At 63.7% G+C, this 23,635-nt stretch carries 28 protein-coding genes and 1 tRNA gene; 11 read left to right on the top strand and 18 right to left on the bottom strand.

Going from position 1 to position 23,635, the window contains the following annotated elements:
• Nucleotides 1-37: 37 nt before the first annotated feature.
• The 3 genes from lysA to argH form a co-directional block, all read right to left on the bottom strand.
• A complete protein-coding gene (gene lysA / locus ASG03_RS07485; RefSeq protein WP_062693144.1) occupies nucleotides 38-1,339 on the bottom strand; it encodes a diaminopimelate decarboxylase in 1,302 nt (433 codons plus the stop codon).
• 22 nt (nucleotides 1,340-1,361) lie between these two features.
• Complete coding sequence (gene lptM, locus ASG03_RS22230; RefSeq protein ID WP_062474830.1) at nucleotides 1,362-1,718, bottom strand: LPS translocon maturation chaperone LptM; 357 nt, start codon at nucleotides 1,716-1,718, stop codon at nucleotides 1,362-1,364.
• A 196-nt stretch (nucleotides 1,719-1,914) separates the two neighbouring features.
• Complete coding sequence (gene argH, locus ASG03_RS07475) at nucleotides 1,915-3,318, bottom strand: argininosuccinate lyase (RefSeq protein ID WP_062474827.1); 1,404 nt, start codon at nucleotides 3,316-3,318, stop codon at nucleotides 1,915-1,917.
• A gap of 43 nt (nucleotides 3,319-3,361) precedes the next feature.
• Here argH and tlpA point away from each other — a divergent pair, with 43 nt between their 5' ends.
• Entirely contained in the window at nucleotides 3,362-4,057 is a 696-nt protein-coding gene (gene tlpA, locus ASG03_RS07470; RefSeq protein ID WP_062693143.1) for a thiol:disulfide interchange protein TlpA, read from the top strand.
• Between the two features lie 99 nt (nucleotides 4,058-4,156).
• On the opposite strand, the gene ASG03_RS07465 is transcribed toward tlpA, so the two are convergent.
• The 8 genes from ASG03_RS07465 to ASG03_RS07430 all read right to left on the bottom strand — a co-directional run bounded on the left by ASG03_RS07465 (nucleotide 4,157) and on the right by ASG03_RS07430 (nucleotide 10,097).
• Nucleotides 4,157-5,029, bottom strand: a complete 873-nt coding sequence (locus tag ASG03_RS07465) for a 3-hydroxybutyryl-CoA dehydrogenase (protein ID WP_062693142.1) — start codon at nucleotides 5,027-5,029, stop codon at nucleotides 4,157-4,159.
• The gene (locus tag ASG03_RS21860) at nucleotides 5,029-5,286 is read right to left on the bottom strand and encodes a hypothetical protein (RefSeq protein WP_062693141.1); all 258 of its coding nucleotides are present in this window, start codon (nucleotides 5,284-5,286) and stop codon (nucleotides 5,029-5,031) included. Before ASG03_RS21860 ends, ASG03_RS07465 begins: the two co-directional genes overlap by 1 nt.
• A 62-nt stretch (nucleotides 5,287-5,348) precedes the next feature.
• Nucleotides 5,349-6,278 (bottom strand): electron transfer flavoprotein subunit alpha/FixB family protein, encoded by a 930-nt coding sequence (locus ASG03_RS07455; RefSeq protein ID WP_062693140.1) that lies wholly within the window; start codon nucleotides 6,276-6,278, stop codon nucleotides 5,349-5,351.
• Nucleotides 6,279-6,428: 150 nt separating this feature from the next.
• Nucleotides 6,429-7,178, bottom strand: a complete 750-nt coding sequence (locus tag ASG03_RS07450) for an electron transfer flavoprotein subunit beta/FixA family protein (protein WP_062693139.1) — start codon at nucleotides 7,176-7,178, stop codon at nucleotides 6,429-6,431.
• A gap of 337 nt (nucleotides 7,179-7,515) precedes the next feature.
• Nucleotides 7,516-8,298: a rhomboid family intramembrane serine protease gene (locus ASG03_RS07445; RefSeq protein WP_062693138.1), complete on the bottom strand. Its 783-nt coding sequence runs from the start codon at nucleotides 8,296-8,298 to the stop codon at nucleotides 7,516-7,518.
• A gap of 120 nt (nucleotides 8,299-8,418) precedes the next feature.
• Entirely contained in the window at nucleotides 8,419-8,997 is a 579-nt protein-coding gene (locus ASG03_RS07440; RefSeq protein WP_062474811.1) for a cob(I)yrinic acid a,c-diamide adenosyltransferase, read from the bottom strand.
• 1 nt (nucleotide 8,998) lies between these two features.
• Nucleotides 8,999-9,196, bottom strand: a complete 198-nt coding sequence (locus ASG03_RS07435) for a twin transmembrane helix small protein (RefSeq protein ID WP_062474808.1) — start codon at nucleotides 9,194-9,196, stop codon at nucleotides 8,999-9,001.
• A gap of 52 nt (nucleotides 9,197-9,248) precedes the next feature.
• Nucleotides 9,249-10,097 (bottom strand): SDR family oxidoreductase, encoded by an 849-nt coding sequence (locus ASG03_RS07430; RefSeq protein ID WP_062693137.1) that lies wholly within the window; start codon nucleotides 10,095-10,097, stop codon nucleotides 9,249-9,251.
• A gap of 234 nt (nucleotides 10,098-10,331) precedes the next feature.
• Here ASG03_RS07430 and ASG03_RS07425 point away from each other — a divergent pair, with 234 nt between their 5' ends.
• Nucleotides 10,332-11,291, top strand: coding sequence for a YihY/virulence factor BrkB family protein (locus tag ASG03_RS07425; protein ID WP_082475612.1), 960 nt, complete (start codon nucleotides 10,332-10,334; stop codon nucleotides 11,289-11,291).
• On the opposite strand, the gene gluQRS is transcribed toward ASG03_RS07425, so the two are convergent.
• Entirely contained in the window at nucleotides 11,259-12,179 is a 921-nt protein-coding gene (gluQRS, locus tag ASG03_RS07420) for a tRNA glutamyl-Q(34) synthetase GluQRS (RefSeq protein ID WP_062693408.1), read from the bottom strand. The two genes, ASG03_RS07425 and gluQRS, sit on opposite strands and share 33 nt — an antisense overlap.
• Nucleotides 12,180-12,234: 55 nt before the next feature.
• Here gluQRS and ASG03_RS07415 point away from each other — a divergent pair, with 55 nt between their 5' ends.
• On the top strand, nucleotides 12,235-12,918 hold the full coding sequence (locus tag ASG03_RS07415) for a DNA-3-methyladenine glycosylase family protein (protein ID WP_062693136.1): 684 nt from the start codon (nucleotides 12,235-12,237) through the stop codon (nucleotides 12,916-12,918).
• Nucleotides 12,919-13,013: 95 nt separating this feature from the next.
• Nucleotides 13,014-13,571: an HNH endonuclease gene (locus tag ASG03_RS07410; protein WP_062474798.1), complete on the top strand. Its 558-nt coding sequence runs from the start codon at nucleotides 13,014-13,016 to the stop codon at nucleotides 13,569-13,571.
• Between the two features lie 65 nt (nucleotides 13,572-13,636).
• Here the strand turns inward: ASG03_RS07410 and ASG03_RS07405 are convergent, their stop codons facing one another.
• Together ASG03_RS07405 and ASG03_RS07400 are read right to left on the bottom strand one after the other, a co-directional pair.
• Nucleotides 13,637-14,155, bottom strand: coding sequence for a disulfide bond formation protein B (locus ASG03_RS07405; RefSeq protein ID WP_082475611.1), 519 nt, complete (start codon nucleotides 14,153-14,155; stop codon nucleotides 13,637-13,639).
• Between the two features lie 116 nt (nucleotides 14,156-14,271).
• The gene (locus ASG03_RS07400) at nucleotides 14,272-14,883 is read right to left on the bottom strand and encodes a YqaA family protein (protein WP_062693406.1); all 612 of its coding nucleotides are present in this window, start codon (nucleotides 14,881-14,883) and stop codon (nucleotides 14,272-14,274) included.
• A gap of 535 nt (nucleotides 14,884-15,418) precedes the next feature.
• Here ASG03_RS07400 and ASG03_RS07395 point away from each other — a divergent pair.
• From ASG03_RS07395 to ASG03_RS07375, 5 genes are all read left to right on the top strand, one after another.
• A tRNA-Leu gene (locus tag ASG03_RS07395) sits at nucleotides 15,419-15,503 on the top strand.
• A 256-nt stretch (nucleotides 15,504-15,759) separates the two neighbouring features.
• The gene (locus ASG03_RS07390; protein WP_062693135.1) at nucleotides 15,760-16,212 is read left to right on the top strand and encodes a hypothetical protein; all 453 of its coding nucleotides are present in this window, start codon (nucleotides 15,760-15,762) and stop codon (nucleotides 16,210-16,212) included.
• Complete coding sequence (locus tag ASG03_RS07385) at nucleotides 16,209-16,850, top strand: OmpA family protein (RefSeq protein ID WP_062693134.1); 642 nt, start codon at nucleotides 16,209-16,211, stop codon at nucleotides 16,848-16,850. Before ASG03_RS07390 ends, ASG03_RS07385 begins: the two co-directional genes overlap by 4 nt.
• Nucleotides 16,851-17,672: 822 nt before the next feature.
• Entirely contained in the window at nucleotides 17,673-17,900 is a 228-nt protein-coding gene (locus ASG03_RS07380; RefSeq protein WP_062474761.1) for a hypothetical protein, read from the top strand.
• 68 nt (nucleotides 17,901-17,968) lie between these two features.
• Nucleotides 17,969-18,220, top strand: coding sequence for a DUF982 domain-containing protein (locus tag ASG03_RS07375; protein ID WP_162241366.1), 252 nt, complete (start codon nucleotides 17,969-17,971; stop codon nucleotides 18,218-18,220).
• A 4-nt stretch (nucleotides 18,221-18,224) separates the two neighbouring features.
• Here the strand turns inward: ASG03_RS07375 and ASG03_RS07370 are convergent, their stop codons facing one another.
• The 3 genes from ASG03_RS07370 to ASG03_RS07365 all read right to left on the bottom strand — a co-directional run bounded on the left by ASG03_RS07370 (nucleotide 18,225) and on the right by ASG03_RS07365 (nucleotide 19,269).
• Nucleotides 18,225-18,413, bottom strand: coding sequence for a hypothetical protein (locus tag ASG03_RS07370; RefSeq protein ID WP_062693132.1), 189 nt, complete (start codon nucleotides 18,411-18,413; stop codon nucleotides 18,225-18,227).
• A gap of 27 nt (nucleotides 18,414-18,440) precedes the next feature.
• Nucleotides 18,441-18,698: a hypothetical protein gene (locus ASG03_RS21380; protein WP_062474752.1), complete on the bottom strand. Its 258-nt coding sequence runs from the start codon at nucleotides 18,696-18,698 to the stop codon at nucleotides 18,441-18,443.
• A 103-nt stretch (nucleotides 18,699-18,801) separates the two neighbouring features.
• Entirely contained in the window at nucleotides 18,802-19,269 is a 468-nt protein-coding gene (locus ASG03_RS07365) for a hypothetical protein (protein WP_062474749.1), read from the bottom strand.
• A gap of 170 nt (nucleotides 19,270-19,439) precedes the next feature.
• Here ASG03_RS07365 and ASG03_RS07360 point away from each other — a divergent pair, with 170 nt between their 5' ends.
• Entirely contained in the window at nucleotides 19,440-19,802 is a 363-nt protein-coding gene (locus ASG03_RS07360) for a hypothetical protein (protein ID WP_062474746.1), read from the top strand.
• A 474-nt stretch (nucleotides 19,803-20,276) separates the two neighbouring features.
• Entirely contained in the window at nucleotides 20,277-22,310 is a 2,034-nt protein-coding gene (locus ASG03_RS07355) for a tail fiber domain-containing protein (protein ID WP_156381760.1), read from the top strand.
• Between the two features lie 313 nt (nucleotides 22,311-22,623).
• On the opposite strand, the gene ASG03_RS07350 is transcribed toward ASG03_RS07355, so the two are convergent.
• Nucleotides 22,624-23,619, bottom strand: coding sequence for a KpsF/GutQ family sugar-phosphate isomerase (locus tag ASG03_RS07350; protein ID WP_062474740.1), 996 nt, complete (start codon nucleotides 23,617-23,619; stop codon nucleotides 22,624-22,626).
• Nucleotides 23,620-23,635 lie beyond the last annotated feature (16 nt).

Raw genomic sequence — 23,635 nt, 5'->3', positions numbered from 1 at the left:
CGGCAACCGGGCGTGCCGGAGCCGGCCGGGGTCGCGCTCAGTCTGGCAGCGCTTCGTCCGAAAGCCACTCGTCCGAAAGCCACTCCGGCAGACTGTCGAGACCGATCAGATCCTCGATGGTGGTGCGCGGACGGACCACGTGGAAGCGGTTGCCCTTGACCAGGACCTCCGGCACCAGAAGCCGCGAATTGTACGTGCCGGCCTGCACCGCACCATAGGCGCCTGCCGTGCTGACGGCAAAGAGATCGCCCGGGCGCGGCATGGCCATTTCGCGGTCGAGCGCCAGATAGTCGCCGGTCTCGCAGACCGGGCCGACGACATCCGCGGTGATGCGCGGCGCGTTGGCGGCCGAGATGCGGACCGGGCGGATCTCGTGATAGGCTTCGTAGAGCGTCGGACGGATGAGGTCGTTCATCGCCGCATCGACGATGACGAAGGTCTTCGATCCGCCATCCTTCACATAGATCGTCTCGGTCACCAGAATGCCGGCATTGCCCACGATCAGGCGGCCGGGCTCCATGACGATGCGGCAGCCGAGACCGGCAAGCTGCTCCTTGACGATCGCCGCATAGGCGTCGGGCAGGGGCGGGGGATTGTTGTCTTCCTTGTAGGGAACGCCAAGACCGCCGCCGACATCGACATGATCGATGACATGCCCGTCGGCGCGCAGCGCGTCCACGAGATCGCGCAGCACCTTGAAGGCGTCCTCGAACGGCTGCAGCTCGGTGATCTGGCTGCCGATATGCATGTCGATCCCGGTGACCTTGATGCCGGGAAGCGTTGCGGCATGGGCATAGACGGCGCGGGCGCGCTCGAAGCCGATCCCGAACTTGTTTTCCTTCTTGCCGGTCGAGATCTTGGCATGGGTCCGGGCATCCACATCCGGATTGATGCGGAAGGACACGTGCGCCTGGCGATCGAGACGGACGGCGCGGGCGTTGAGCACTTCGAGCTCGGGTTCGGATTCGACGTTGAAGCAGTAGATGCCGGCGGCCAGCGCCAGATCCATCTCGCCGGCCGTCTTGCCGACGCCGGAAAACATGATCCGCTCCGCCGGAATACCGGCGGCCAGTGCGCGGGCCAGTTCGCCGCCGGAGACGACGTCGATGCCGGCGCCGAGACGGCCGAGCGTCTTCAGCACGGCCTGGTTGGAATTCGCCTTCATGGCGTAGCACACCAGCGCGTCGACGCCCTCGAAGGCCTTCGCGAAGACGGCATAGTGCCGCTCCAGCGTCGCGGTGGAATAGCAGTAGAAGGGGGTGCCGACGGCACGGGCGATGTCGGTCACCGGCACGTCTTCCGCATGCAGAACGCCGTCACGATATTCGAAGTGGTTCACGGATGGGGCCTTCGGTGGGCTGTCAGAGCAGCGGGTCGAGGAGGAAGGAGCGCTCGGGCACGTCGGCCTGGGCGCCAGTGCGGCCGCTGCGGGCCGCCGTGTTGTCAGAGCCGGGGACGGTGTTCATCTGCGTCACGGCCGTCGTCTGGGTCGAGGCATTGCCGGAGACGGCGGCGCTCGCCGGGGCGGCCCCGCTTGCCGGGCGCACGAAGCCGGACGGCAGGGCCGAAGGCGTGGCAGTCGTGTTCTGGGTGTCCTTTGCCGCCTTCGCGCGGGCGACGCTCGGACGTTCGAGATCGCCCTTGCGGCCGCAGCCGGAGGCCGTCAGCACCGTTGCCGTCAGAAGCAGCGCCGTCAGGGCGGCAGTCCGAAATGTCATCGTCGCGGGTCCTTTGCGAGGGAAGGCGGTCCCTCTTAGCTGTTTTTCAAGGACCGCGCACGTTCGAATTGCTGATGGATCGCCCGGGAAACGTGATCGATCGCCCGGGCCGGCCTTTGCGTTCTTATTTTGATGCATGTCGTTTCCCGAAACCGCTGCACAGTTTCGGGCGACATGCAGCAGAAGGCCGGACGCCTCAGTTGCGTGCCCGCCACCAGGCGATCTGCCGGCGAACTTCGGCCGGCGCGGTGCCGCCGAAGGAGGTGCGGCTGGCGACGGAGGCCTCGACCGTCAGCACGTCGAAGACCTTGTCCGTGATCGCCGCGTGGATCGCCTGCAGGTCGTCAAGGCCCAGTTCGCCAAGGTCGCAGCTCCGGCTCTCGGCCAGCGCCACGGCACGGCCGGTCACGTGGTGGGCATCGCGGAAGGGCAAGCCGGCTTCGCGCACGAGCCAGTCCGCCAGATCCGTCGCGGTGGAGAAGCCGGACCCGGCCGCCTTCTTCATGCGCTCCGTGTTGATGGTCATGTCGCGCACCATGCCGGTCATGGCGGCAAGGCCGAGCTCCAGGCTCTCGGCGCTGTCGAAGACCTGTTCCTTGTCTTCCTGCATATCCTTGGAATAGGCGAGCGGCAGGCCTTTCATGATGGTGAGAAGCGCGATCAGCGAGCCGTTGATACGACCTGTCTTGGCCCGCACCAGCTCGGCGGCATCCGGATTCTTCTTCTGCGGCATGATGGAGGAGCCGGTGGAAAAGGCATCCGACAGCCGGACGAAGCCGAACTGCGGCGTCGACCAGATGACGATCTCCTCGGCAAGGCGCGACAGGTGGGTGGCCGAAATCGCCGCGATCGACAGGAACTCCAGCGCGAAATCGCGATCGGAAACGGTGTCGATGGAGTTGCGCGTCGGTCCGGCGAAACCAAGCGCCTTGGCGGTCATGTGCCGGTCGATCGGAAAGCCGGTGCCGGCAAGGGCCGCCGCGCCGATCGGGCTTTCGTCCATATGTTCGATGGCGTGCCGCACACGGGCGCGGTCCCGGCCGAACATTTCGACATAGGCCATGCAATGGTGGCCGAACGTGACCGGCTGGGCCGTCTGCAGATGGGTGAATCCCGGCATGACCGTGTCGGCATGTTCCTCGGCACGATCGAGGAAGGCGGCGATCAGGCGCGTGAGCGCGGTCTCGACCTTCTGCAGCTCTTCCTTGACCCAGAGGCGGAAATCGAGCGCCACCTGGTCGTTGCGCGAGCGCGCCGTGTGCAGCCGGCCGGCGGCCGGGCCGATCAGCGTCGCCAGGCGGGATTCCACGTTCATGTGGATGTCTTCGAGGCGGCGGGAAAACGTGAAGGTGCCTGCTTCGATTTCCGACAGGATCGTGTCGAGGCCACCGAGAATGGCGTCCTTGTCGGCGCCGGAAATGATGCCCTGATGGGCCAGCATTTCGGCATGAACCTTGGAGCCGCGGATATCCTGCGCGTAGAGCTTCTTGTCGAAGCCGATGGAGGCGTTTATCTCCTCCATGATGGCGTCGGGTCCGGACGCGAAACGACCGCCCCACATCTGGTTGGAGGTTTTCGTCTCGGAAGCGCCGTCGGCCATCGCAATATCCGTCCTGAAAAAGGTACAAGTCTTGAAAACCGACATGACAGACCCGGGGAAACCCCGCTCCGCCCTACGGCTCGTGGCGCTGGCAGCCCTTCTGGGCCTGATCGCCGGTGCGGCAGCGGTATACGTCAGGCAAAGCGGGTCTGGCAATGCTCCGGAGATCGCTTCGGCGGGCGCCTCCGGTCAATGCGCAGCCGCGTCGGGCAAGATCGCCAGCCTTACGCCGCTGATGAAGGGCCAGGTGGCCGCCATGGCGCCGGCCGACCGGCCGCGGCCCCTGGAGGATCTCACGTTCAAGGATGGAACGGGCAAGGACGGCACGGGCAAGGATCTGACGCTCGCCGACTTCAAGGGCCGCACGGTGCTCCTCAACCTTTGGGCCACATGGTGCGTGCCCTGCCGCGAGGAAATGCCGGCGCTCGACAGGCTGGAAAAGGCGGAGGGAAGCGACCGGTTCGAGGTCGTCGCCGTCAATATCGACACCGGCAGCGACGAGAAGCCGAAAGCGTTCCTGTCGGAGACCGGCGTCGCGGCGCTAAAACCCTATCGCGATGCCTCCATGGGCGTCTTCAATGCGCTGAAGAAGGAGGGGCTCGCTTTCGGGCTGCCCGTGACCGTGCTTCTCGACGACAAGGGTTGCCTGCTCTCGGCCATGAACGGGCCGGCGGCCTGGGATGGCGACGAGGGGCGGGCCCTGGTGCGCGCCGCGGCCGCGGCGGGCACTGGGTCCTGAGCCGTCAGCGACGTCGGCAATTATGAAGCCCTGCGCCGCGAGGACGGCGCTCGCGCTCGTGTTCGCTGTTGCCGATCGTGCCTGTTGGCGACGGCGGATTTACCGCGTGGGAACCGGGGTTTCCCCACGATAGTCGTAAAAACCGCGACCGGACTTCCGACCAAGCCAGCCGGCTTCGACATATTTCACGAGCAGCGGGCAGGGGCGGTACTTGCTGTCGGCGAGACCATCGTGGAGGACCTGCATGATCGACAGGCAGGTGTCGAGGCCGATGAAATCGGCCAGTTGCAGCGGTCCCATCGGGTGATTGGCGCCGAGCTTCATGGCGGTGTCGATCGCATCGACCGTGCCGACGCCTTCGTACAGCGTGTAGATCGCCTCGTTGATCATCGGCAGAAGGATGCGGTTGACGATGAAGGCCGGAAAATCTTCGGCCACCGTGATGGTCTTATCCAGGGCCGTGACGAACTGGCGGGCCGAGGCGAACGTGCCTTCCTCGGTCGCGATGCCGCGCACCAGTTCAACGAGCTTCATGACCGGAACGGGGTTCATGAAGTGGATGCCCATGAAACGCTCCGGACGGTCCGTGGCGGAGGCAAGGCGCGTGATCGACAGGGACGAGGTGTTGGTCGCCAGAATGGCGTCGGGCTTCAATACCGGACAGACGGCTACATAGATCTTGCGCTTGACGGCTTCGTCTTCCGTCGCCGCTTCGATTACGAGATCGGCCGGCGACAGGTCCGTCAGATCGGAGGACCCCTTGATGAGCGTGAGCGCCTTCTTGCGCTCGTCCTCGGTCAGTTTTCCGGACGAGACCTGGCGGGCCATGTTGCCGTTGATCGTGGCGAGACCAGCCTCGATGCGATCGGGCGCGATGTCGTAGAGGTGCACCTTGTACCCTGCCAGAGCGGCGACCTGCGCAATGCCGCAGCCCATCTGCCCCGCACCGACGATTCCGACATTCTTGATCATCAAGCCGTTCTTCCCCAATCGCAGCCGACGTTCAGGACCGCGACCGCGCCGCGCGCCATGGTGACGCGCCCAGCTTCGCAGTCGCGCTCGACACCCGCCGCATCATCGCCTTGCGGATCGGTTTTCGATCCCGGAATGATGCAGTCAAGGCCTGCCTCAAAGTGATACCGGCTGGCGGTGGGTTTTGCCAGTGCTTTCCGTCGTTCTCTGCGCGTCTTCGAATGTAAAACGGCCGCATTGGGGATGCGGCCGTTCACTTCTCGGTGTGTCGAGGCACAGCCTCCGCCGTGTCGGGAACCCAGCCTGGGCTGGAGCAAGGTCACAGCGCCTTTTCGAGTTCCGGCAGCAGCGTGAAGATGTCGCCGACGAGACCGTAGTCCGCGACCTGGAAGATCGGTGCGTCTTCGTCCTTGTTGATGGCGACGATGACCTTGCTGTCCTTCATGCCGGCGAGGTGCTGGATGGCGCCGGAGATGCCGCAGGCGATATAGAGCTGCGGAGCGACCACCTTGCCGGTCTGGCCGACCTGCCAGTCGTTGGGCGCATATCCCGCATCCACGGCGGCCCGCGAGGCACCGACGGCGGCGCCGAGCTTGTCGGCGAGCGGCAGGATGACCTCCTGGAACTTCTCCGCCGAGCCGAGCGCGCGGCCGCCCGACACGATGATCTTCGCGGAGGTCAGCTCCGGACGGTCGGACGAGGACAGGGCATCCGCGACAAAGGTGGACAGCCCGGGATCGGCTGCCGCAGAGACGGTCTCGACCTGTGCCGAACCGCCTGCGGCGGCGGGCGCGAAGGTCGAGGTCCGCACGGTGATGACCTTCTTGGCGTCGCCCGACTGAACGGTCTGGATGGCGTTGCCGGCATAGATCGGACGCTTGAACGTATCGGCCGACACGACCTCGGTGACCTCGGAGATCTGGGCGACATCGAGCAGGGCTGCGACGCGCGGCATGACGTTCTTGCCGACCGAGGTGGCCGGCGCGATCAGCACGTCGTAGCTGCCGGCGAGCGACACGATGAGGGCCGCCAGCGGCTCGGCCAGGTTGTTGGCAAGGCCTGCATCGTTTGCGAGCAGGACCTTCGATACGCCGGCCAGCGTTGCGGCGTTGGCGGCCGCGGCGTCCGCACCGGCGCCTGCGACCAGAACATGGATGTCGCCACCGATGGCGGTCGCGGCGCTGACGGTACGGGCGGTTGCGTCGGAAACGGTGTGACCGTCATGATCCGCCAGAAGAAGAATGGCCATGTCGTATGTTCTCCGTGAAATCTCGATCTGTCTGTCGCTGCGTCGTCGTCGGTCCCTTATCGACCGCGTATCGGCAGCATGTCGCATGCAGAGCCCGGCTGCCGGTGCGCACTGTCCTGGCGGACCTGCGGCGCACCGTGCACCTCGGGCTTACAGCACGCCGGCTTCGTTCTTCAGCTTGTCGACGAGTTCGGCAACCGAGCCGACCTTGATGCCCGCCTTGCGGCCGGCCGGCTCTTCGGTCTTCAGGACGGTCAGGCGCGGTGCCGTGTCGACGCCGAAATCGGCCGGCGTCTTCTTGTCGAGCGGCTTCTTTTTCGCCTTCATGATGTTCGGCAGCGAGGCGTAGCGCGGTTCGTTGAGGCGCAGATCCGTCGTGACGACGGCCGGAAGCTTGATGTCGATCGTCTGCAGGCCGCCGTCGACCTCGCGGGTGACGGTCGCCTTGTCGGCGTCAAGGACGACCTTGGACGCGAACGTGCCCTGGCTCCAGCCGAGCAGCGCCGACAGCATCTGGCCCGTCTGGTTGCTGTCGTCGTCGATGGCCTGCTTGCCCACGATGACGAGCGACGGCTGTTCGGCTTCCACGACGCCCTTGAGGATCTTGGCGACCGCCAGCGGCTCCACGGTCGCATCGGTCTCGACCAGAATTGCGCGGTCCGCACCCATGGCGAGCCCGGTGCGCAGCGTTTCCTCCGCCTTCGCCGGGCCGATGGATACGACGACCACCTCCGTCGCCTTGCCTGCTTCCTTGAGCCGCAGGGCTTCTTCCACGGAGATTTCGTCGAACGGGTTCATCGACATCTTCACGTTGGCAAGCTCGACGCCGGACCCATCCGGCTTGACGCGGATCTTGACGTTGTAGTCAACGACGCGCTTCACGGTGACAAGAATTTTCATGGAGCTTCCTTCATCGAATCTCGGCAGTGAATCTCAACGATGTGGCCGGGTCTGCGGGCCCGGCACGGATCTGACGTGGTCGCGGCTGTCCGTGTCAGCCCCAGATGGTCCGTTCGGCGCGTCTCGGCGCCGGTCTCGAGCCGAAGGAAACACGGTTCCAGACAACAGAAATCGCATAGTCCCTTGCCGCCCTGTCAGTCGATTGGCGACATCGATACGCGTTTTTTCCACAATTACAATCTCGGCTGACCACGCTCCCGGTCCATCCCGTAAATTACTGACCTTTACGTGCACGTCAATAGTGCTTGCCGGTTTTCTCGTCGTCGCATGGATCTGGTCACGGCAGCGGACTCCACGGGCCGGCTTGGCCCTGACCAGGCGCGACGCCGGGAGGAGCCGTTTCCACGAGGCGAACGGCCTTCGGCACGACGACGACCCTGTCGAACAGCGGTACGCCCTTGCGGCGCATGACGAGAACAAGGAGCAGGCCTGTGATGATCCCGCCGACATGGGCGCCCCAGGACACATCCGCCGAGGGATCGACCGCCAGCATGTAGAATTGCTGTGCGATCCAGAGCGCGAGCGGAATGAAGGCGGGCAGGGGAAGCGGAATGCGGAAGAGGACGAGCACCCAGACACGGACCTTCGGGTGGAGGAGGAAGTAGGCCGCCACCACGCCGGAGACGGCGCCGGATGCGCCGATCAGCGGCGCCTGCGAGAAGGGCACGACAAGGCCGTGCACGAGCGCACCTGCCGCCGCACAGGCAAGATAGAAGATCAGGAACCGAAGATGTCCAAGCGCATCCTCGACATTGTCGCCGAACACCCAGAGGAACAGCATGTTGGTGCCGAGGTGATAGAGGTCGGCATGCAGGAACGCGTAGGTGATATGGGTCGCGCTTTCCGGCACGACGGCGATGCCGGGTGCCAGCGTCGCATCTCCAAAGATGAGCGCGGGGATATAGCCGAACGACAGGAGGTCGGCGTTGACGGTTGCGGCTTCGACGAACAGCGGCCCGGTCAGGAAGAAGATCACCACATTTGCCACGATGAGCCCGATCGTGACGATCTGCAGACGGATATGCTTCAGGTTGTTGCGATCGTGAAGCGGTATGAACATGCAGTTTCCTCCCGCATCATGGCTCTTACCGGTTGAGCCCTGCTTTCACCCTGAGCCCTGGCCTTGCCGCGCAAGCCCAGCCCTTACTGCGCAAGCCCGGGCTTGCGGTGTAAGCCGGCGTCACCGCGTGAGGCCGGGTATCCACAGGACGTCGCCGCGGCCGCGATCGTTCAGCCAGCGAGCCGCGACGAAGAGGAAGTCCGACAACCGGTTGACATATTCCAGCGCTGCCGGGCTGACGGTCTCTCCATCGGTATGGGAGAGGGCGACCATCGCGCGCTCCGCGCGCCGTGCAATGGTGCGGGCAAGGTGCAGGTGGGCGGCTGCCGGGGTGCCGCCGTTCAGCACGAAGGAGCGCAGCGGCTCGAGGTCGGCGTTGAGGCGATCGATCTCGGCCTCGATCCGCGCCACCTGGCCGGCGACGATGCGCAACGGCTCGTAGGGGAGTGTTTCCCCGGTATCGGGCGTCGAGAGATCCGCACCGAGGTCGAAGAGGTCGTTCTGAATGCGTTTCAGCATGTCATCGACCTCCGGCTCGCTTGCCGTGGTGAGGCGCGCCATGCCGATGGCGGCGTTCGCCTCGTCGATCGTGCCGTAGCACTCGATCCGCAGGTCGTTCTTGAAACGCCGCGGACCGGCGGCAAGGCCCGTGGTCCCGTCGTCACCGGTGCGGGTGTAGATCTTGTTGAGCTTGACCATCTCAGCGGCCTCCGCCGGTGATCCAGAGCGTCAACATGATCAGGCCGATGGCAACCGCCTGCAGCAGGACGCGGGCCTGCATCAGCTTGTTGGATGCATTGCCGCTGCCGCCCTTGGCCATGTTGATCAGCCCGCGGACGAGGACGATGACGACGAGGCCCATCACGAGGAGTGTCAGGCCGGTAAGAAAGGAACTCATGCGCAGTCTTTCTGACGGCCGCTCGCCGTCCCACCAGAGAGGATCCGGCCGCTCAGCCGAGGCGTCCGATAATGCGATAGAACAGGCTTGCCGGAAGCAGTTTCTTCAACCGCGCGCCCTGTTTGGCTGGTTGAGTCACAATATAGTGCGGTCGCGGCCGTTTTGCCGTCAAAGCTTTCACAAGAACGGTATAAACGGCCTCCGGTCCGAGTTTTCCCCTCGCCGGACCGCTTTCGCCGGTCAGCCGCTGCATCTGCCGTTGATATTCTGCGCGGTGGACCGAGCCTTCGAGGTCGATATGGCGGCGGATATGCGTCACGGCCGTGGCGGTGAAGCGCGATTCGATCGGGCCGGGCTCGATGAGGCTGACCGAAATGCCCGAACCGGCAAGCTCCATGCGCAGGGTCAGCGACAGGCCCTCGATGGCGAATTTCGACGCGTTGTAGGCGCCGCGCCATCGGTAGGGCACGATGCCGAGAATGGACGAGCACTGCACGATGCGGCCGTGGCCTTGCGCCCGCATGACCGGGATGACGCGACGGGTGAGATCGTGCCAGCCGATGACGTTGGTTTCGAGCTGCAGCCGCAGCGCCTCCGTCGGCAGGTCCTCCACCGCGCCGGCCTGTCCGTAGGCGCCGTTGTTGAAGAGTGCGTCCAGCCGCCCGCCTGTCCGCGTGAGGACAGCTTCGACCAGCGCCGCGATCGTTTCCGTGCGGGTGTAGTCCATGAGAAAGGTCTCGATCCCCTCGGCTTCGAGGCCGACCCGATCCTCCTCGCGCCGGACGGTGGCGAAAACGCGCCACCCGTCGCGTGTGAGCGCCCTTGCGGCATGGGCCCCGATGCCGGAAGAACATCCCGTCACAATGATGGTCGGTCGATCCCGATGAGGGCTATCGGTCATGAAGGCGTGTCGCTCCGGATTCCGCAGATGGGCCAACAAGGCGCATGAAGCTGATGAGGCCCATGAGGCTGTGGACTTGGAGCGCTGGTTTCCCATATTCGACAGCAGGTGACAATGCGGCGGCTTTGCAACCCGGACGCCGATCCGGACGCAAGGGCTTGCGCTTGAAACCAAATCGCGGTGCCGTACGTCTTTCGGGGAAGAGGACGTCGCGCCCTTGAGAGCGGAGACCGGATGCCGTTGTTCCTGCGTATGGCCTGGAAGGTCACATTCGATGCGCTGTGGCATTTCAGCGACGATGACGGCTGGGCCATGGCCAGCCATGTCGCCCTGTCGTCGCTGCTCGCAATCTTTCCGTTCCTGATCTTCGGAACCGCGCTCGGCAGCTTCCTCGGTGCCGACCAGTTCGCGACCACGGCCGTGCACCTGATCTTCGACACATGGCCACCATCGATCGCAAAGCCGATCGCCGACGAGATCGTGCAGGTGCTGACCACGCCGCGCGGCGGGCTGCTCACCGTCTCCGTGCTCGCGGCCGCCTATTTTGCCTCCAATGGCGTCGAGGCGCTGCGCATTTCGCTCAACCGGGCCTACCGGGTGGCGGAAAGCCGGCCCTGGTACGTCACGCGGATCGCCAGCCTCGGCTTCGTGCTGGCCGGGGTCGTCATCCTGGCGTTTGTCAGCCTGCTGCTGGTCGCGGTGCCGCTGGCCCTGCGCTATGCCGACCGCTGGCTGCCCTGGCTCGACGAGCTTCTGTCGATGGTCGACAACTGGGGTCTGGCGCTGGCGCTCCTCATTCTGACCGGGGGCCTGATCGTTTCCCATCTCTGGTTGCCCGATGGCCGGCGCAAGATCATGGACGTGCTGCCGGGGATCGTCATCACGCTTGTTGCCTGGACGATCGGTGCCGTCGGTTTCGCGTCCTATCTTTCGAATTTCGCAAATTATGCCTCGACCTATGCCGGTCTCGCCTCGATCATGATCGTTCTCGTGTTCCTCTACATGCTGGGCGCGATCTTCATCATCGGCGCGGAGATCAACGCGGCGATCATGAAATACAAGGTCAAGCGCATGGTGATCCGCCATTTTCGCGGCATGCCGGCGGAGGAGGCCGCGGCGACGCGCGATATCGCCCTGCCGGAAGAGAGCGCGGCCGCGGCGTCAGACGACAAGCGCGCGGACATCCGCCGCTGAAAGGCCTTTCTCCCTGAGGTCGCGCAGCCCCGTATCGCGATGGCTCTTCGACAGCTTGCGCCCGTCCGCTCCGAGGATGAGGCGATGGTGGTGATAGACCGGTTCCGGCAGGTCGAGCAGCGCCTGCAGCAGGCGGTGGACCGAGGTCGCATGAAAGAGATCCTGCCCTCGGACGACATGGGTTACGCCCTGCAAGGCATCATCCACGGTGACCGACAGATGGTAGCTGGAGGGCGCATCCGGCCGCGACAGGATGACGTCGCCCCAAGCCTCGGGCATGGCGTGAACCGTTTCCAGCACGGTCTTCCCGTCCTCAGGCTCGCCATGGGCACGCAGGCCGGTTTCCTGCCAGGTCAGCGGCCCTTTGACGGCGTTGCGGGCTTTCGCCATGTCGAGCCGCCAGGCGAACGGTCGTCCGGCCGCCGTTGCTTCGGCCACCGCGTCCGCCCGCTGCGCCTCGCTCCAGTCGCGCTCCGGGCCGGGGTAGAGAGGCGCGCCGTCCGGATCGCGCGGCCAGGGGGCGCCACCCGCCTCGATGGCAGCGACCCGGGTGCGGATCTCGCCGCGCGTGAGAAAGGCGGGGTAGACGAGACCCAGATCCCTGAGGCGGTCCAGCGCCCTCTCGTAATCCGCAAAGTGCTCGGACTGGCGCCGGATGGGCTCGTCGAAGGTCAGGCCGAGCCAGGCGAGGTCATCGAGAGCGGCCTGCTCGAATGCCGGGCGGCACCGGGTCCGGTCGATATCTTCGAGGCGCAGCAAAAGCCGTCCGCCGGTTTCTGCCGCAAAACGGGCGTTGAGAAGCGCCGACAGCGCGTGGCCGAGGTGGAGAAGGCCATTGGGGCTCGGCGCGAAGCGGTATACCGGGGGCTTTGACAGGCGGTGCGGCATGGCGTCTTCTGCCACCGAAGGGCCGCCGGGCCAAGACCAGGAGAAGCGTTCCGCCATGCGGATTCTGAGCGATCACGATGTTTCCCTCGGGCTCTCGGCTCTGACGGAGCGCGACCCCCGGCTGATCCCGATCCTCGCGGCGACGGGACCCGTGCCGCTCCGGCGATCCGAACCCGGCTTTTCCGGGCTGGCCGCCATCATCGTGTCCCAGATGATCTCCAAGGCCAGTGCGGCCGCAATCTGGAACCGGCTGGTGCTGCGCCTGGGCACGGTGGAGGCGCAGGCCTTTCTCTCGCTCGGCGAGGAAGAATGCCGCGCGGTCGGGCTTTCGGGTGCAAAAATCAGGGCCCTGCGGGCCGCCGCGTCCGCTGTCGAGGCCGGATCGCTCGATCTCGACGGCCTCTGTTCCGTCGATCCGCAGGTTGCCATCGCCACGCTCGGCGCGCTTCCGGGGATCGGTCGCTGGACCGCCGAGGTCTATCTCGTCTTCTGTGCCGGTTATCCCGACATCTTTCCCGTGGGCGACGTCGCGCTTCAAAGTGCTGTTGCCGATGCCCTGTGCCTGGACACGCGACCCTCGGCCCGGGTGCTGGAAGGCCTCAGTCTGGCCTGGAGCCCCTGGCGCAGCATTGCCGCCCGGCTGTTCTGGGCCTTCTATGCACAGCGCATGCGACGCGATGCCGCACCTGTTCTGGCGGGGCCGGACGCGGCAAAGCCGGCGCGTAACCAACTGAAATGAATCTTTTGTTTCCACTTTCCTTTCGGCTTCACAATCCTGACGTAACGAGCCTAATATAGAAGGGCAGATGCCGAATCGATCAGGAGTCACTGGACTTGACGATTGCAGTCTCACCTCAGGCCTTGCCTGCGCTCGTGTTGAACGCGGACTACCGGCCTCTCAGTTATTACCCTTTGTCGCTCTGGTCCTGGCAGGACGCGATCAAGGCGGTCTTCCTTGACCGTGTGGTTATTCTCGCGGAATACGAACATCAGGTCTCCTCGCCCAGCTTCTCGATGAAACTGCCGAGTGTCGTCTGCCTGAAAAGCTATGTTCAGCCCTCGCGTCATCCGGCCTTCACGCGTTTCAACGTGTTCCTGCGGGACCGTTTCGAGTGCCAGTATTGCGGCTCGCCCGACGACCTGACCTTCGACCATGTCATTCCGCGCTGCCATGGCGGCCAGACGACGTGGGAAAACGTGGTCGCCGCCTGTTCGCCCTGCAACCTGCGCAAGGGCGGCAAGATGCCCCGCAATGCCGGCATGTTCCCCCACCAGAAACCGTACCACCCGACCGTGCAGGACCTGCACAACAATGGCCGGCTGTTTCCGCCGAACTTCCTGCACGAAAGCTGGATGGACTATCTCTACTGGGATGTCGAACTGCAGCCGTAAGGCTTGGCGTTGACGGATTGCCGATGGGTTTCGAGGGCGCCACATGAGGGCGCCCTTTTCGGTTTTTACCGGGCTTTGACGGCGCCGCGGATGGCGATGGCCGCCAGCACCAAGCTCGCCAGCACGTTCCAGCCGGCAAAGGAAAGGCCGAGCACGCGCAGGGCCGCATCCGTGCAGGAGGGCCCATGCTTGCTGTCGAGATCGCCCAGGAGGTCGCCGACATTGGGCGAGACGCCCTGCGCCGTCGTCGAGCAATTTGCCGGGCCGGCCCAGAAATGCCATTCGACGCCCGCGTGGTAGATGCCGATGCCCGCGCCGACCAGCATCATCAGCGCGACGACGGCCAGCAGCAGGCGCGGCAGCCAGGCCGGCATGGGGAAGGCTGCGCTGAGGATGGCGAGCAGGCCGACGGGAATGCCGTAATAATAGGGCTCGCGCTGCATCAGGCAGAGGGCGCAGGGGATATAGCCGCCGAGATGCTCGAAGCCGAGCGCGGTTCCCACCGTGACGATCATCCCGAGCGTGACGAGGACGGCTGCGGGCAGGGCAGGGGAGCGTCGAAGGGCGGTCACGGTCTCGGTCACGATCTCAAGGCTCCGAAAGGCGGGTTGGCGTCGATGTTGCCGACGGGCTTACAGCATATGGCCGGCGACCGAAATCGGTTTCGCGCCGGCCGGCGACCCGGAAAGGCGTCGCCCGGTCAGGGCGTGACGATCTCCGGATTGTGCAGGAAGAAGCGGTAGGCGATGAAAAGAACGATCAGCACGGCAGCGATGACGGCCGAGATCAGGCCGAGACGCTTTTCGATGAAATGGCGGATCTCCTCGCCGTAGCGGCGCAGCAGCCAGGCGAGCAGGAAGAAGCGCGCGCCACGCGCAATGACGGCGCACATGATGAACAAGCCGAGATGGATGCCCGCGACGCCGGAGAGGATCGTGACGACCTTGATCGGCGGCAGGTGGGCAAGCCCCGAGGTGACGAGCAGCAGAACGAGCATTTCGTTGCTGAACGAGGCCCGCATGGTGTCGAACGCCTCGAGCTTGCCGTAGAATTCGAGGATCGGGCGGGCCAGCGCCTCGAACGCATAATGTCCGAGATACCAGCCGGCAATGCCGCCGAGGACGGAGGCGACGGTCGCGATCGCCGCATAGCGCCAGGCCCGCTCGGGCCGCGCCAGCGCCATCGGCAGGAACAGCACGTCGGCCGGCACCAAGAAGACGGAGCTTTCCACGAAGGCGATGACGGCAAGCCAGACCTCCGCCGACTTGCGGGCGGCAAGCGACATGGTCCAGTCGTAAAGGCTGCGGAGCATCGGCAAATCCTCGTTCAGACGGCAGGCGGGACGGGATCCCGCGCGCAGCGCTGGCCCGAAACTCGCGACGATATCCCGAGCCGGGCGGTAAAACGGCGGTGCCCCGAAGGGCATGCTCTCGCTTTTATGCACGAACGGCCCAACTGTAAATCGCGCCTGCACAATGGATGTTGCTCCGCACCATGGTTTTTCACGGGGCGCATGCTGGCGCCACGCCAGCCAGCCGTCCCGCACCCTCAAGCGCGTTGCGTGAAAAGGGATTCACGCAACGCAATTCAGGGCTGGTTTGGATGCATGTCGTTTCCCGAAACCGCTCTACACGTTCGGACGACAGGCATGAGCGGACCATGCTCCTCGGCGCATGCTTTCCGCCACACGTCTTCCCCGCATGTCTTCCGCAACCCGACCAACCTGTTGTCCGGTCAACGGCGAAGCGCCCTCAGCCATGACGGCAAGCGATTGCGCTGCATTCCGACGGAATCCCGGTTGACCAAGCCCCGTCCACCCGTATAAATCCCGTTCCTGCCTCTCCCGTGCCCCATTGGCGGAATTGGTAGACGCGCTCGACTCAAAATCGAGTTCCGAAAGGAGTGCTGGTTCGACTCCGGCATGGGGCACCAGAGAGATTATTCTCACCAATAAAAAACCCTTAGCGATTGATGCCTTGTCTCAGTCCGCTTTGCGCTGCCCGTCGTGTCTCGATCGAGCGGCTTGGCACGCATTCGTCGTCCTCGCAATCCGGTCTCCATGGATTGCCTCGGGGATGGTTATCGCGGTCCCAAGCCGGGATCGGCACCGTTCGGAAAAACGATCGTGGATCTTGTGAGATAAGGGCAAAGTTGTAGTCTGTGGCCTGTTCGATAGGGAGGGAGAACCATGCCGAGCCGTTCAGCCATACTGCTTCTGACGGGTCTGTCGCTTGTTTTTACTTCGGCAGCGTTCGCGCAGAGCGCTCCGATGACGGTCGAGCTTCAGTCGGGGGTAAGTGCCCGGATTGTCGACCTCAAGCGCGTGCCGGGCCAGGACATCGTGCAGCTTGATTACGAGGTCATCAATAACAGCAATGCGGCGGTCAACATCGCGGAAATTGGTATCGGCCGTGCTGCCTACGGTCTGAACGAGATTACGCTCTACGACTTCCCGAACAAGGTGAGCTTCAAGATCGGCGTCGCCAGCGAGTGCCTCTGCACGCAGCCGCCGGAAGCACCGCTCAATCCCGGCGAGACATTCAAGGCCTGGGCCTGGTTTGCACCGCCCGCAACCAGCCCCGGCCCGTTCGCCGTCCGATTTGGCTCGACCGTGCCGATCATGGATGTAGCGGTCAAATGATGGGCAACCTCGCGATCGCAACGGGCGTTTTCCTGGCGACGGTGAGCGGCGCGATGGCGCAAAGCGCACCAGCGACAGTTCCGCCGGGGTTTTCGGCGTCGTCGCCCAGCATCAGTTTCTCATCGCCCGGGATTGGCTTTGCCTCCCCTGGGATTGCGTTCGCGTCGCCCCCTATGACGGACGACGAATTGGCGCTCGGCCCAAAGCCCGCTGCTCCGCCTCCGCCGGTCGTGAAGGGCTTGGAGGTCAAGGAGGTTGAAGGCGGCGTTCGCTACACCCTGTCGGCCGACATTCTCTTCGATTTCGACAAGGCAACACTGCGTTCGAAGGCGACACAGGCTTTGGAGGCGATGTCGGACGATGTCCGCCAACGCTTCACGAAGGCGCTGTTTCTGGTGGATGGCTATACCGACAGCAAGGGCAGCGACAGCTACAATCTGAAGCTCTCTGTCCGGAGGGCCGAAGCGGTCAAGGACTTCCTTGTCCGCAAGCAAAACTTCCAGACCGCATTGATCACGACCGAAGGACGCGGTGAAGCCAATCCCGTGGCGCCGAATGAAACACCGCAAGGAAAGGATGACCCCGAAGGGCGTCAAAAGAACCGTCGTGTGGAAATTCTGGTTCGACCAGCGGAGTGATCTTGGCGCGAAACGGGAATGACGTCACGAAAGCTCGCTTGCGCGACGGTGGAGCCCCGCAGCGAGACAGGTTGCGGGACATGGGATTCTGATCCTTTAAGGATCTGTTGTCCTCTCCAAAGCCTTTGAAGCTCTTTTTGCGACTGGCCGCGTCGGCCTTCGATTGCAGCCGTGCCCACCCTCGGGAACAGCCCGAGGCCGCGCGCTTCCGTTCGCCACTTTCCATATAGATCGATACCGTCGTCGCGGATGGGGTCCAGTCCCGCGGTGAAGAGAGCTGGCGAATATCGCTGAGATCCGCATGCCATGCACCGTGCGCAGGCGTTGAGGCACGAAAGCTTTGGGCGGCGAAGGTTACCAAGGGCCGAGGACGGCGCACCCGCTCCGAGCAACTTCACGCGCTCAATCGGTGTTTTGCTCCGCTTCGATGTTTTTGGGCGAAGACAGCCACACGCCTTTGGTCCCATCCCGTACCGAAACCTCCGCGCACCTGCCCTGTTTGGCTCCGCATCATGGGACGAGAGGACACAGAGAACGCTCCAAGCTTGCGAATGCTGCCGTCTGCAAAGCTTCCGCTGCGGCTCGGTATTCTCTCAACATGCAACGCGCAGATGAGCTGTTCCTGATCCCAGAGGGACGGAATGGGCCAACCTTGGAGAATGACGGGCAGAAGCGCTCGACCCGATCTTCTTCATCGCCAGCGACGGCCTGCGGTTAAGGCGAACGAGGAACATCAGGATCATCGGAATGACGAACGAAGCCGGCGCAGTGCCGGCATCGGTCACGATCCAAGACGCTTTGCGCAGATAAGATGGTGACGAGATGAACCAGTACGCCTGGAAGATTGAGAGAGCGGCGGGCGCTGCTCTTGAGGGAACGACGTCGCTGGAGCAGCTAGAGGCCGTTCTGGAGCAGGCCTCGCTGCCCGCGGCCCATACCGCGGCGGACATCATCTCAATAACGAAGATCATGCAGTTTGAGGGTCAAGGGATCTATCGGCATCGGGCACCGGGAGAGGAATGGACACTCTTGTGGGTTGAGCTTCGATAGCGATCAGTGTCATTCGTTTGATGGGGAACCACACGGCCAACCATCAGGTTCTATGGGTGGAGGACACCATGGACACGAAGATTTGGGACCAGCCCGTTACGCTTGAGATGTATGGGCATGGGCATTATCGCATTGTGACAAGCGCAAAAGAGGCAGCAAAGGTCCTTCGCAACGAATGGCCTCTGCGGAACGGTATTTTTTACGAGAGAGCCGTCAGGACATGCAAATCCGTGTTGCAAGATGCTGCACAGCCGGAACAAAGCCGCCTGCAATTTCTGCAGGCGGCTCGGGAGGCCGATATCAAGATCGTGTCGTGCTGACCCGTCACGGCACGGTCGGCTTCCCTTTCTTCAATGTGGAGCCGATCGGCATCAGACTGCGGTCCGTGACGTCTTTCGAATATTGTTCACTGGACTCTCGGACAGGCGGCTCCTGCTCCCTGGAAGCCCTTTGTTCCGGCGTACCGGTGGGCTCCTGCAGATCGACGCCATGTGTCTTCTTGTGATCCGTCATTGTTACAATCCTCCGAAGATGAATTGCTTATCGGTTGCTCGTCACCGGTGCTGGGAGATGGCCTGTATGATGGATCGGATTATCGGCTGTATCCGCTTCCGTCGGCTTCTCTGCCGCTTCAGATCCGCGCCCCATCCTCACAGGCGGGGCAGTGTTGAGATTTGAGTCCGTCTCCGGTGCCTTGTCGGGCTGAGGTTGCCGCTCAACATCGAGCGCCGATGGCTCGGTCACATTTCTGCTATCGAGGCCTGCATTGTTGGCCCGTTCTTCGTTCTCATTGGTCATGGTCTTGCTCCTTCACCAACGACAACTGCGGGGACGGGTGCGAGTTCCGCCGCCTTGGCGGGTCTCCGGCTTCAACAAGTGCGGGAGCACACACCGTCACCGCCTATGGGCGGGGGCTCGAGAGCCGGATATCTCGCTCGTGATACTGCATCTTCCAGTGAATGAGGTCGCTGTTCAGTCGAACCACAACGGTGAACCAGGTAATCGACACCTTGCCGACGTCCGCCGACACCACCGTTACGGCAACATCGCCAAATGCCTTGACGATCGATTGCGCTTCAACAGCGTAGTCCCGGCCGCTCTCCACCTCATAGGTGAAAGACTCTGCGTCCGGCGTCGCTATCCCCAGGAGGGCCTGGGTGAGCTGTTGCGTATCCACAAGTCGGGTTGCCCGTTTCTCGGACTCGCCGAACGCCTGGATCTGGTGAAAGGCCCAGCCATAGATGTTGACCGCAGCGTCAGCCTTGTCATCTTTTCGCGAATACGTCCGGAGCGTGACCGACGCGGTTCCTTTGGCGATATCGGCCACCATCGCGACGGCTCTCGGCCAATCGACTGTGCGCAGGAACATGCATCCTCCATCCATGCCAGGGTGCCAGACGACGACCGACGTCCGAACATGCTAGGTAACGCGTGCGGGTCCGATTGATAGGTCGGAAAGGCACTTGTTTGCCCTTCATCCGAAGTTCACCGTCCGACGTGTTCCTGGGAACAACGGGGAACGACACAAGTTTCGATCCCATGAACAAGAGCAGCCCCACCTTTGTCGTCCCGCTGGAATGGCGTAAGGCGAACCCGACCAGCCATGGTGACTTCACAGGCCTCGACGGAAACAAAGCCGTTGCGCGTATCTACCTTGCCGTGTCCGACATTAGTCTCGACGAGGGCTGGCACTGGGAGTTGACCACGAACCATGAAGGCCTCGAGGCCGATCAGAACGCCGGACAGGCCCATTCGCATATTGCAGCCGCGGAGGCCGCCGAGCGTTCCTATACCCGGCTTTTGGCTGGCCACAGCGCCGGCATTTCTGACCCGTCGCCTGTAGAAGCCCCACGGGAACCGGACCTTGTCGTGAAGGCGCTTGAGCTGGGCAGCGATGCTTGATCTGTCTTCCCGTCGGAGATCATGACGCGCGAGGTGCTGGAGGTCGCGCCGCGTTGCAACGGCAGCACTGACGTGCTCGGTCCTAAGTTTTAGTTCGCGGAACGCATACGTCCCGCTGAGACGATCCTCCGCGACCGTTACCGACAGGTTGATGCCCTGCTCAAGACATGGCCTCGGTACCGGGCGGACAAAAAGTCCTCTCCGGAGATCTGCACGTCGGAACAAGCGCCGACGACGCCGGGGCTTGTTCCCTGTCCCGATGGCTCCGGGTCCACTTTCGCCAAGATTTCCTCTACCGTAGCCCCGTGTACGCTCGATGCGGCCTCCAGCAAACATGCTGTGGGAAACGAAATCGCGTTCGGATCGCGAAACGAGGGAAAGCCTGCTTTGGACGGAACGCGCAGACATCTGCTGTTTGGAGTGTCGGCTCTCACCGCGGGGACAGCAGCCGCAACGCATGCAGGCGGCGCCGGGTTGAACCCGATGATCGCCGGGAAGGATGGGAACCTCCCGTCTGGGCTGGGCATACTGCCGTTCAACACGATGGCGCAATTCGTCGCCGCGTTCATACCGTCGATCATCGCCGTTGTAGACCTGCATGGCTACTATCTTGACGACGATTGCGACAGCTTCAGGATGTACCGGCTGCCTTCGCCTCCAAGTCCGGTCAGGGCATGGCACAGGCAGACGGCAGATGGCGGTTGGTGGTCGTACGCCAACGCGCTGAACATCGATGTTCGCATGTTCGGGGCCAGGGGCTCGGCCTCGCCCGCGGATGCGGCCATCAACCGGGCGGCAATCCAGAACGCGATCGATTTCAAGTATTCGAAGGGCGGAGGAGATGTCCATGCGGCCGGCTTCTTCTTTGTCGACGATACCCTGTATCGCCCGTCCTCTGTCCGGCTGAGAGGCACTGTTCGGCACAACGTCTTGCGCAAGTACGGAGACACAACCGCCGGGGTCGCCCATCCGCTGACCGGAACCGTGTTTCACACATCGGGGCCCGGCACACCGCGGCTTTGGACCGATGAGAGCGGCGATGGAACGGACGTCCTTCTGCGCCCCCTTATCGCCGAACTCGGCGAGAATGGCGGCGTGATCGACATCACGCTTCAGACGGGCCGCGATGCCGATTCCTGGGATGTCGGCCTGCTTTTGTGCGGCGTGTCCCGGGGTTTCTATTCGGGCCTCGACGTGCGCGGCGCATGGCGAAAAGCGGCGTGCCGTCTGGACGCCACATGGGGGCGATCGAATCCGCGGATGATGACGCTGGCTCACCTTCCCGCATGGTTCACGTCCGACTACGCGACGCTCTACGACTATGGGCTGACGAACAATCTCTGGGACGTCTGCCGGTTCGAAGGGGCATGTGCCTTGGTGGTCGAGAGCGGTCCGAACGCCGCCTATGCCGCAAACGGCATCTCCGACACGAAATTTCGTGCCTGCGAGTTCTACAACGACAGCAGCGGCGAGACCCTTGCCTATCGGGAAGCAGATGGTGCCCTGATCCGCCTGAACTATGCCATCCCCGGGCTGGGCGGCGCGCAAGGCCTGTCGTTCGAAAGCTGCCGCTTCGATTGCGCCAGCATCTGGATGTTCGACATCGGGTCCTGGTCCAATCTCGACGTGGCGGGTGGCCGCAATTTTGCAGAAACGAGTGCGGCATGGTTGTCGTACCAGACATCACAAGGCGTGCCCAAGGCGCAAAGGCGCGGTCGCATCCGCACCAGCGCCCAGACGACTCCGCACCGAGGCGATCTGCTGCGGTTCGAGGGCGAGTTCTTTTGCAATATCAGCGCGGATATACCCGACGACACGGGCGACGTGCTGCCGCGAGCCTGGATCCCGCGTGGTGACAAGGGACGCCGGATTTCCTTCCAAGGCCCCGGCTATCACAACGGGTTCGACTTCCTCTCGGATGGCGAGACGGGCATGTCGGGCCTGACCCTTCGCTCATGGCGGGCCGACGGTCGGATAAGCCTCCAGAATATGGTTGGCGATGCCATCACCACCTGGGGATGGATGGCCGACAACGAGACCGTCTGGGGAACGGCCTACGACCAGCGCTGGGGCGAAGGCACCGTGACGTTCCAGCGGAGCAACGTCACCTTCCTTTCCTATGACGGAGGTAGCCTTGCGTCGCCTCCTGTCTACGCCGGCACAACGGCGAACGCCGCAAACGTGATGGTGGACAGCGATGGGCGTCTGCGACGCTCGACTTCTGCGCTCAAGTACAAAACGGATGTCAGGCCGATCCCGGACGAGATGCTCGATGCGATGCTCCTGCTCGACGGCAAGCTCTACAAAAGCCTCTGCGAGGGCGATGATCCTGAAACCGATCATATGGGTTCGATTGCGGATCAAGCCGCCGCACTTGGCCTTGAGCCTCTGGTGATCCGGGGTCCGGGCGGTGCCGTCGAGGGTTTCAAGTATGAACGCGCCTTCTCCGCTCTGCTCGAAATCGTCAAGCGGCTGGACCGGCAAGTGCGGGCATTGGAGGAACGGTGAGGCCGCCGCACGCCATGGGGAAACGGGACCAGGGTCTCTAGGGCTTGGACGCGCCCAGTCCTCGTCCTGATCACGGGCACGGGCACGGGCATGGGCGCCGAGGTCAGCGCACATCAACGCCGCGCTTTCGCATGGCGACCAAGGCCGCTCCCGCACGGCCGCGGCATGGCGCGGATCGCCAACTCTGCCGCAAGCGCGTGTTTCTTTCTCCAACGGTCGTGACGACGGTCGGAGCAGGCAAGGCGGAGTATGCACCGGGGTGCAACGCCTGCTGCGTCGACCCTGGTGACAATGGACCGCCCCCAGAGAGGCTTCAGGCCACGCCGGCGCGCAGGAGATCGTGGAAATGGACGATCCCGATCGGCCTTCTGTCGTCGTCCACCACCAGCAGGGCCGCGATGCCGTGCTTGCTCAGGATCGCCATGGCAGCGGTCGCCAGCGTGCCTTTTCCCACCGTCTTCGGGTTGTGGGTCATGACCTCGTCGATCGTCATCAACCCGAGGCGGCCATCGAGGTGGCGGGCGATATCGCCATCCGTCATGACGCCGCAGAGACGGCCGTCGTCGTCCACCACGCCGACGCAGCCGAACCGCTTGGCCGACAGCTCGTGGATCGCATCCGGCATGGAGCAGCCTTTCGCCACGAGCGGCAGATGGTCGCCCGTGTGCATGAGGTCGCTGACATGCGAGAGCATGGCGCCGAGCTTGCCGCCTGGATGGTAGACGCGGAAGTCGGTTGCCGAAAAGCCCCGCGCTTCGAGCAGCGCGACGGCAAGGGCATCGCCCATGGCGAGCTGCATCAGCGTCGAGGTCGTCGGCGCCAGTCCGTGCGGGCAGGCTTCCGTCGCCTTCGGCAGAAGCAGCACGATATCGGCGCCGCGCGCAAGGGCCGAGTGTTCCCCGGATGTCAGCGCGATCAGCGGCACGGAAAAGCGACGCGTAAAGGACACGATCCCTTGAAGCTCGGCCGTCTCTCCGCTCCAGGACAGCGCCAGCACGACATCGGCCGGCGTGATCATGCCGAGATCGCCGTGATTGGCTTCGACCGGGTGCACGAAGAAGGACGGCGTGCCCGTCGATGCGAGGCTGGCGGCAATCTTGCTGCCGATATGCCCGCTTTTGCCGATGCCCGTGATGATGACCCGACCGTCGCTTTCGCCGATCAGCGCCGCTGCCTTGCGGAAGGCATCGCCGAGACCATTGGCCATGGCGGCCTCGAGCGCGTCCAGCCCCTGCTTTCCAAAGGAGAGCGTTCGCAGTGCCGAATCAATCACATCGTGTTCAACGAGTTGCAAAGCGCGTTTGATCATGCCGCGACTCCTTCCA

The sequence above is a fragment of the Rhizobium sp. Leaf341 genome (assembly GCF_001424325.1).
In the GTDB taxonomy this organism is placed as follows: Bacteria; Pseudomonadota; Alphaproteobacteria; order Rhizobiales; family Rhizobiaceae; genus Ferranicluibacter.
This window is presented reverse-complemented; position numbering and strand designations above follow the sequence as displayed.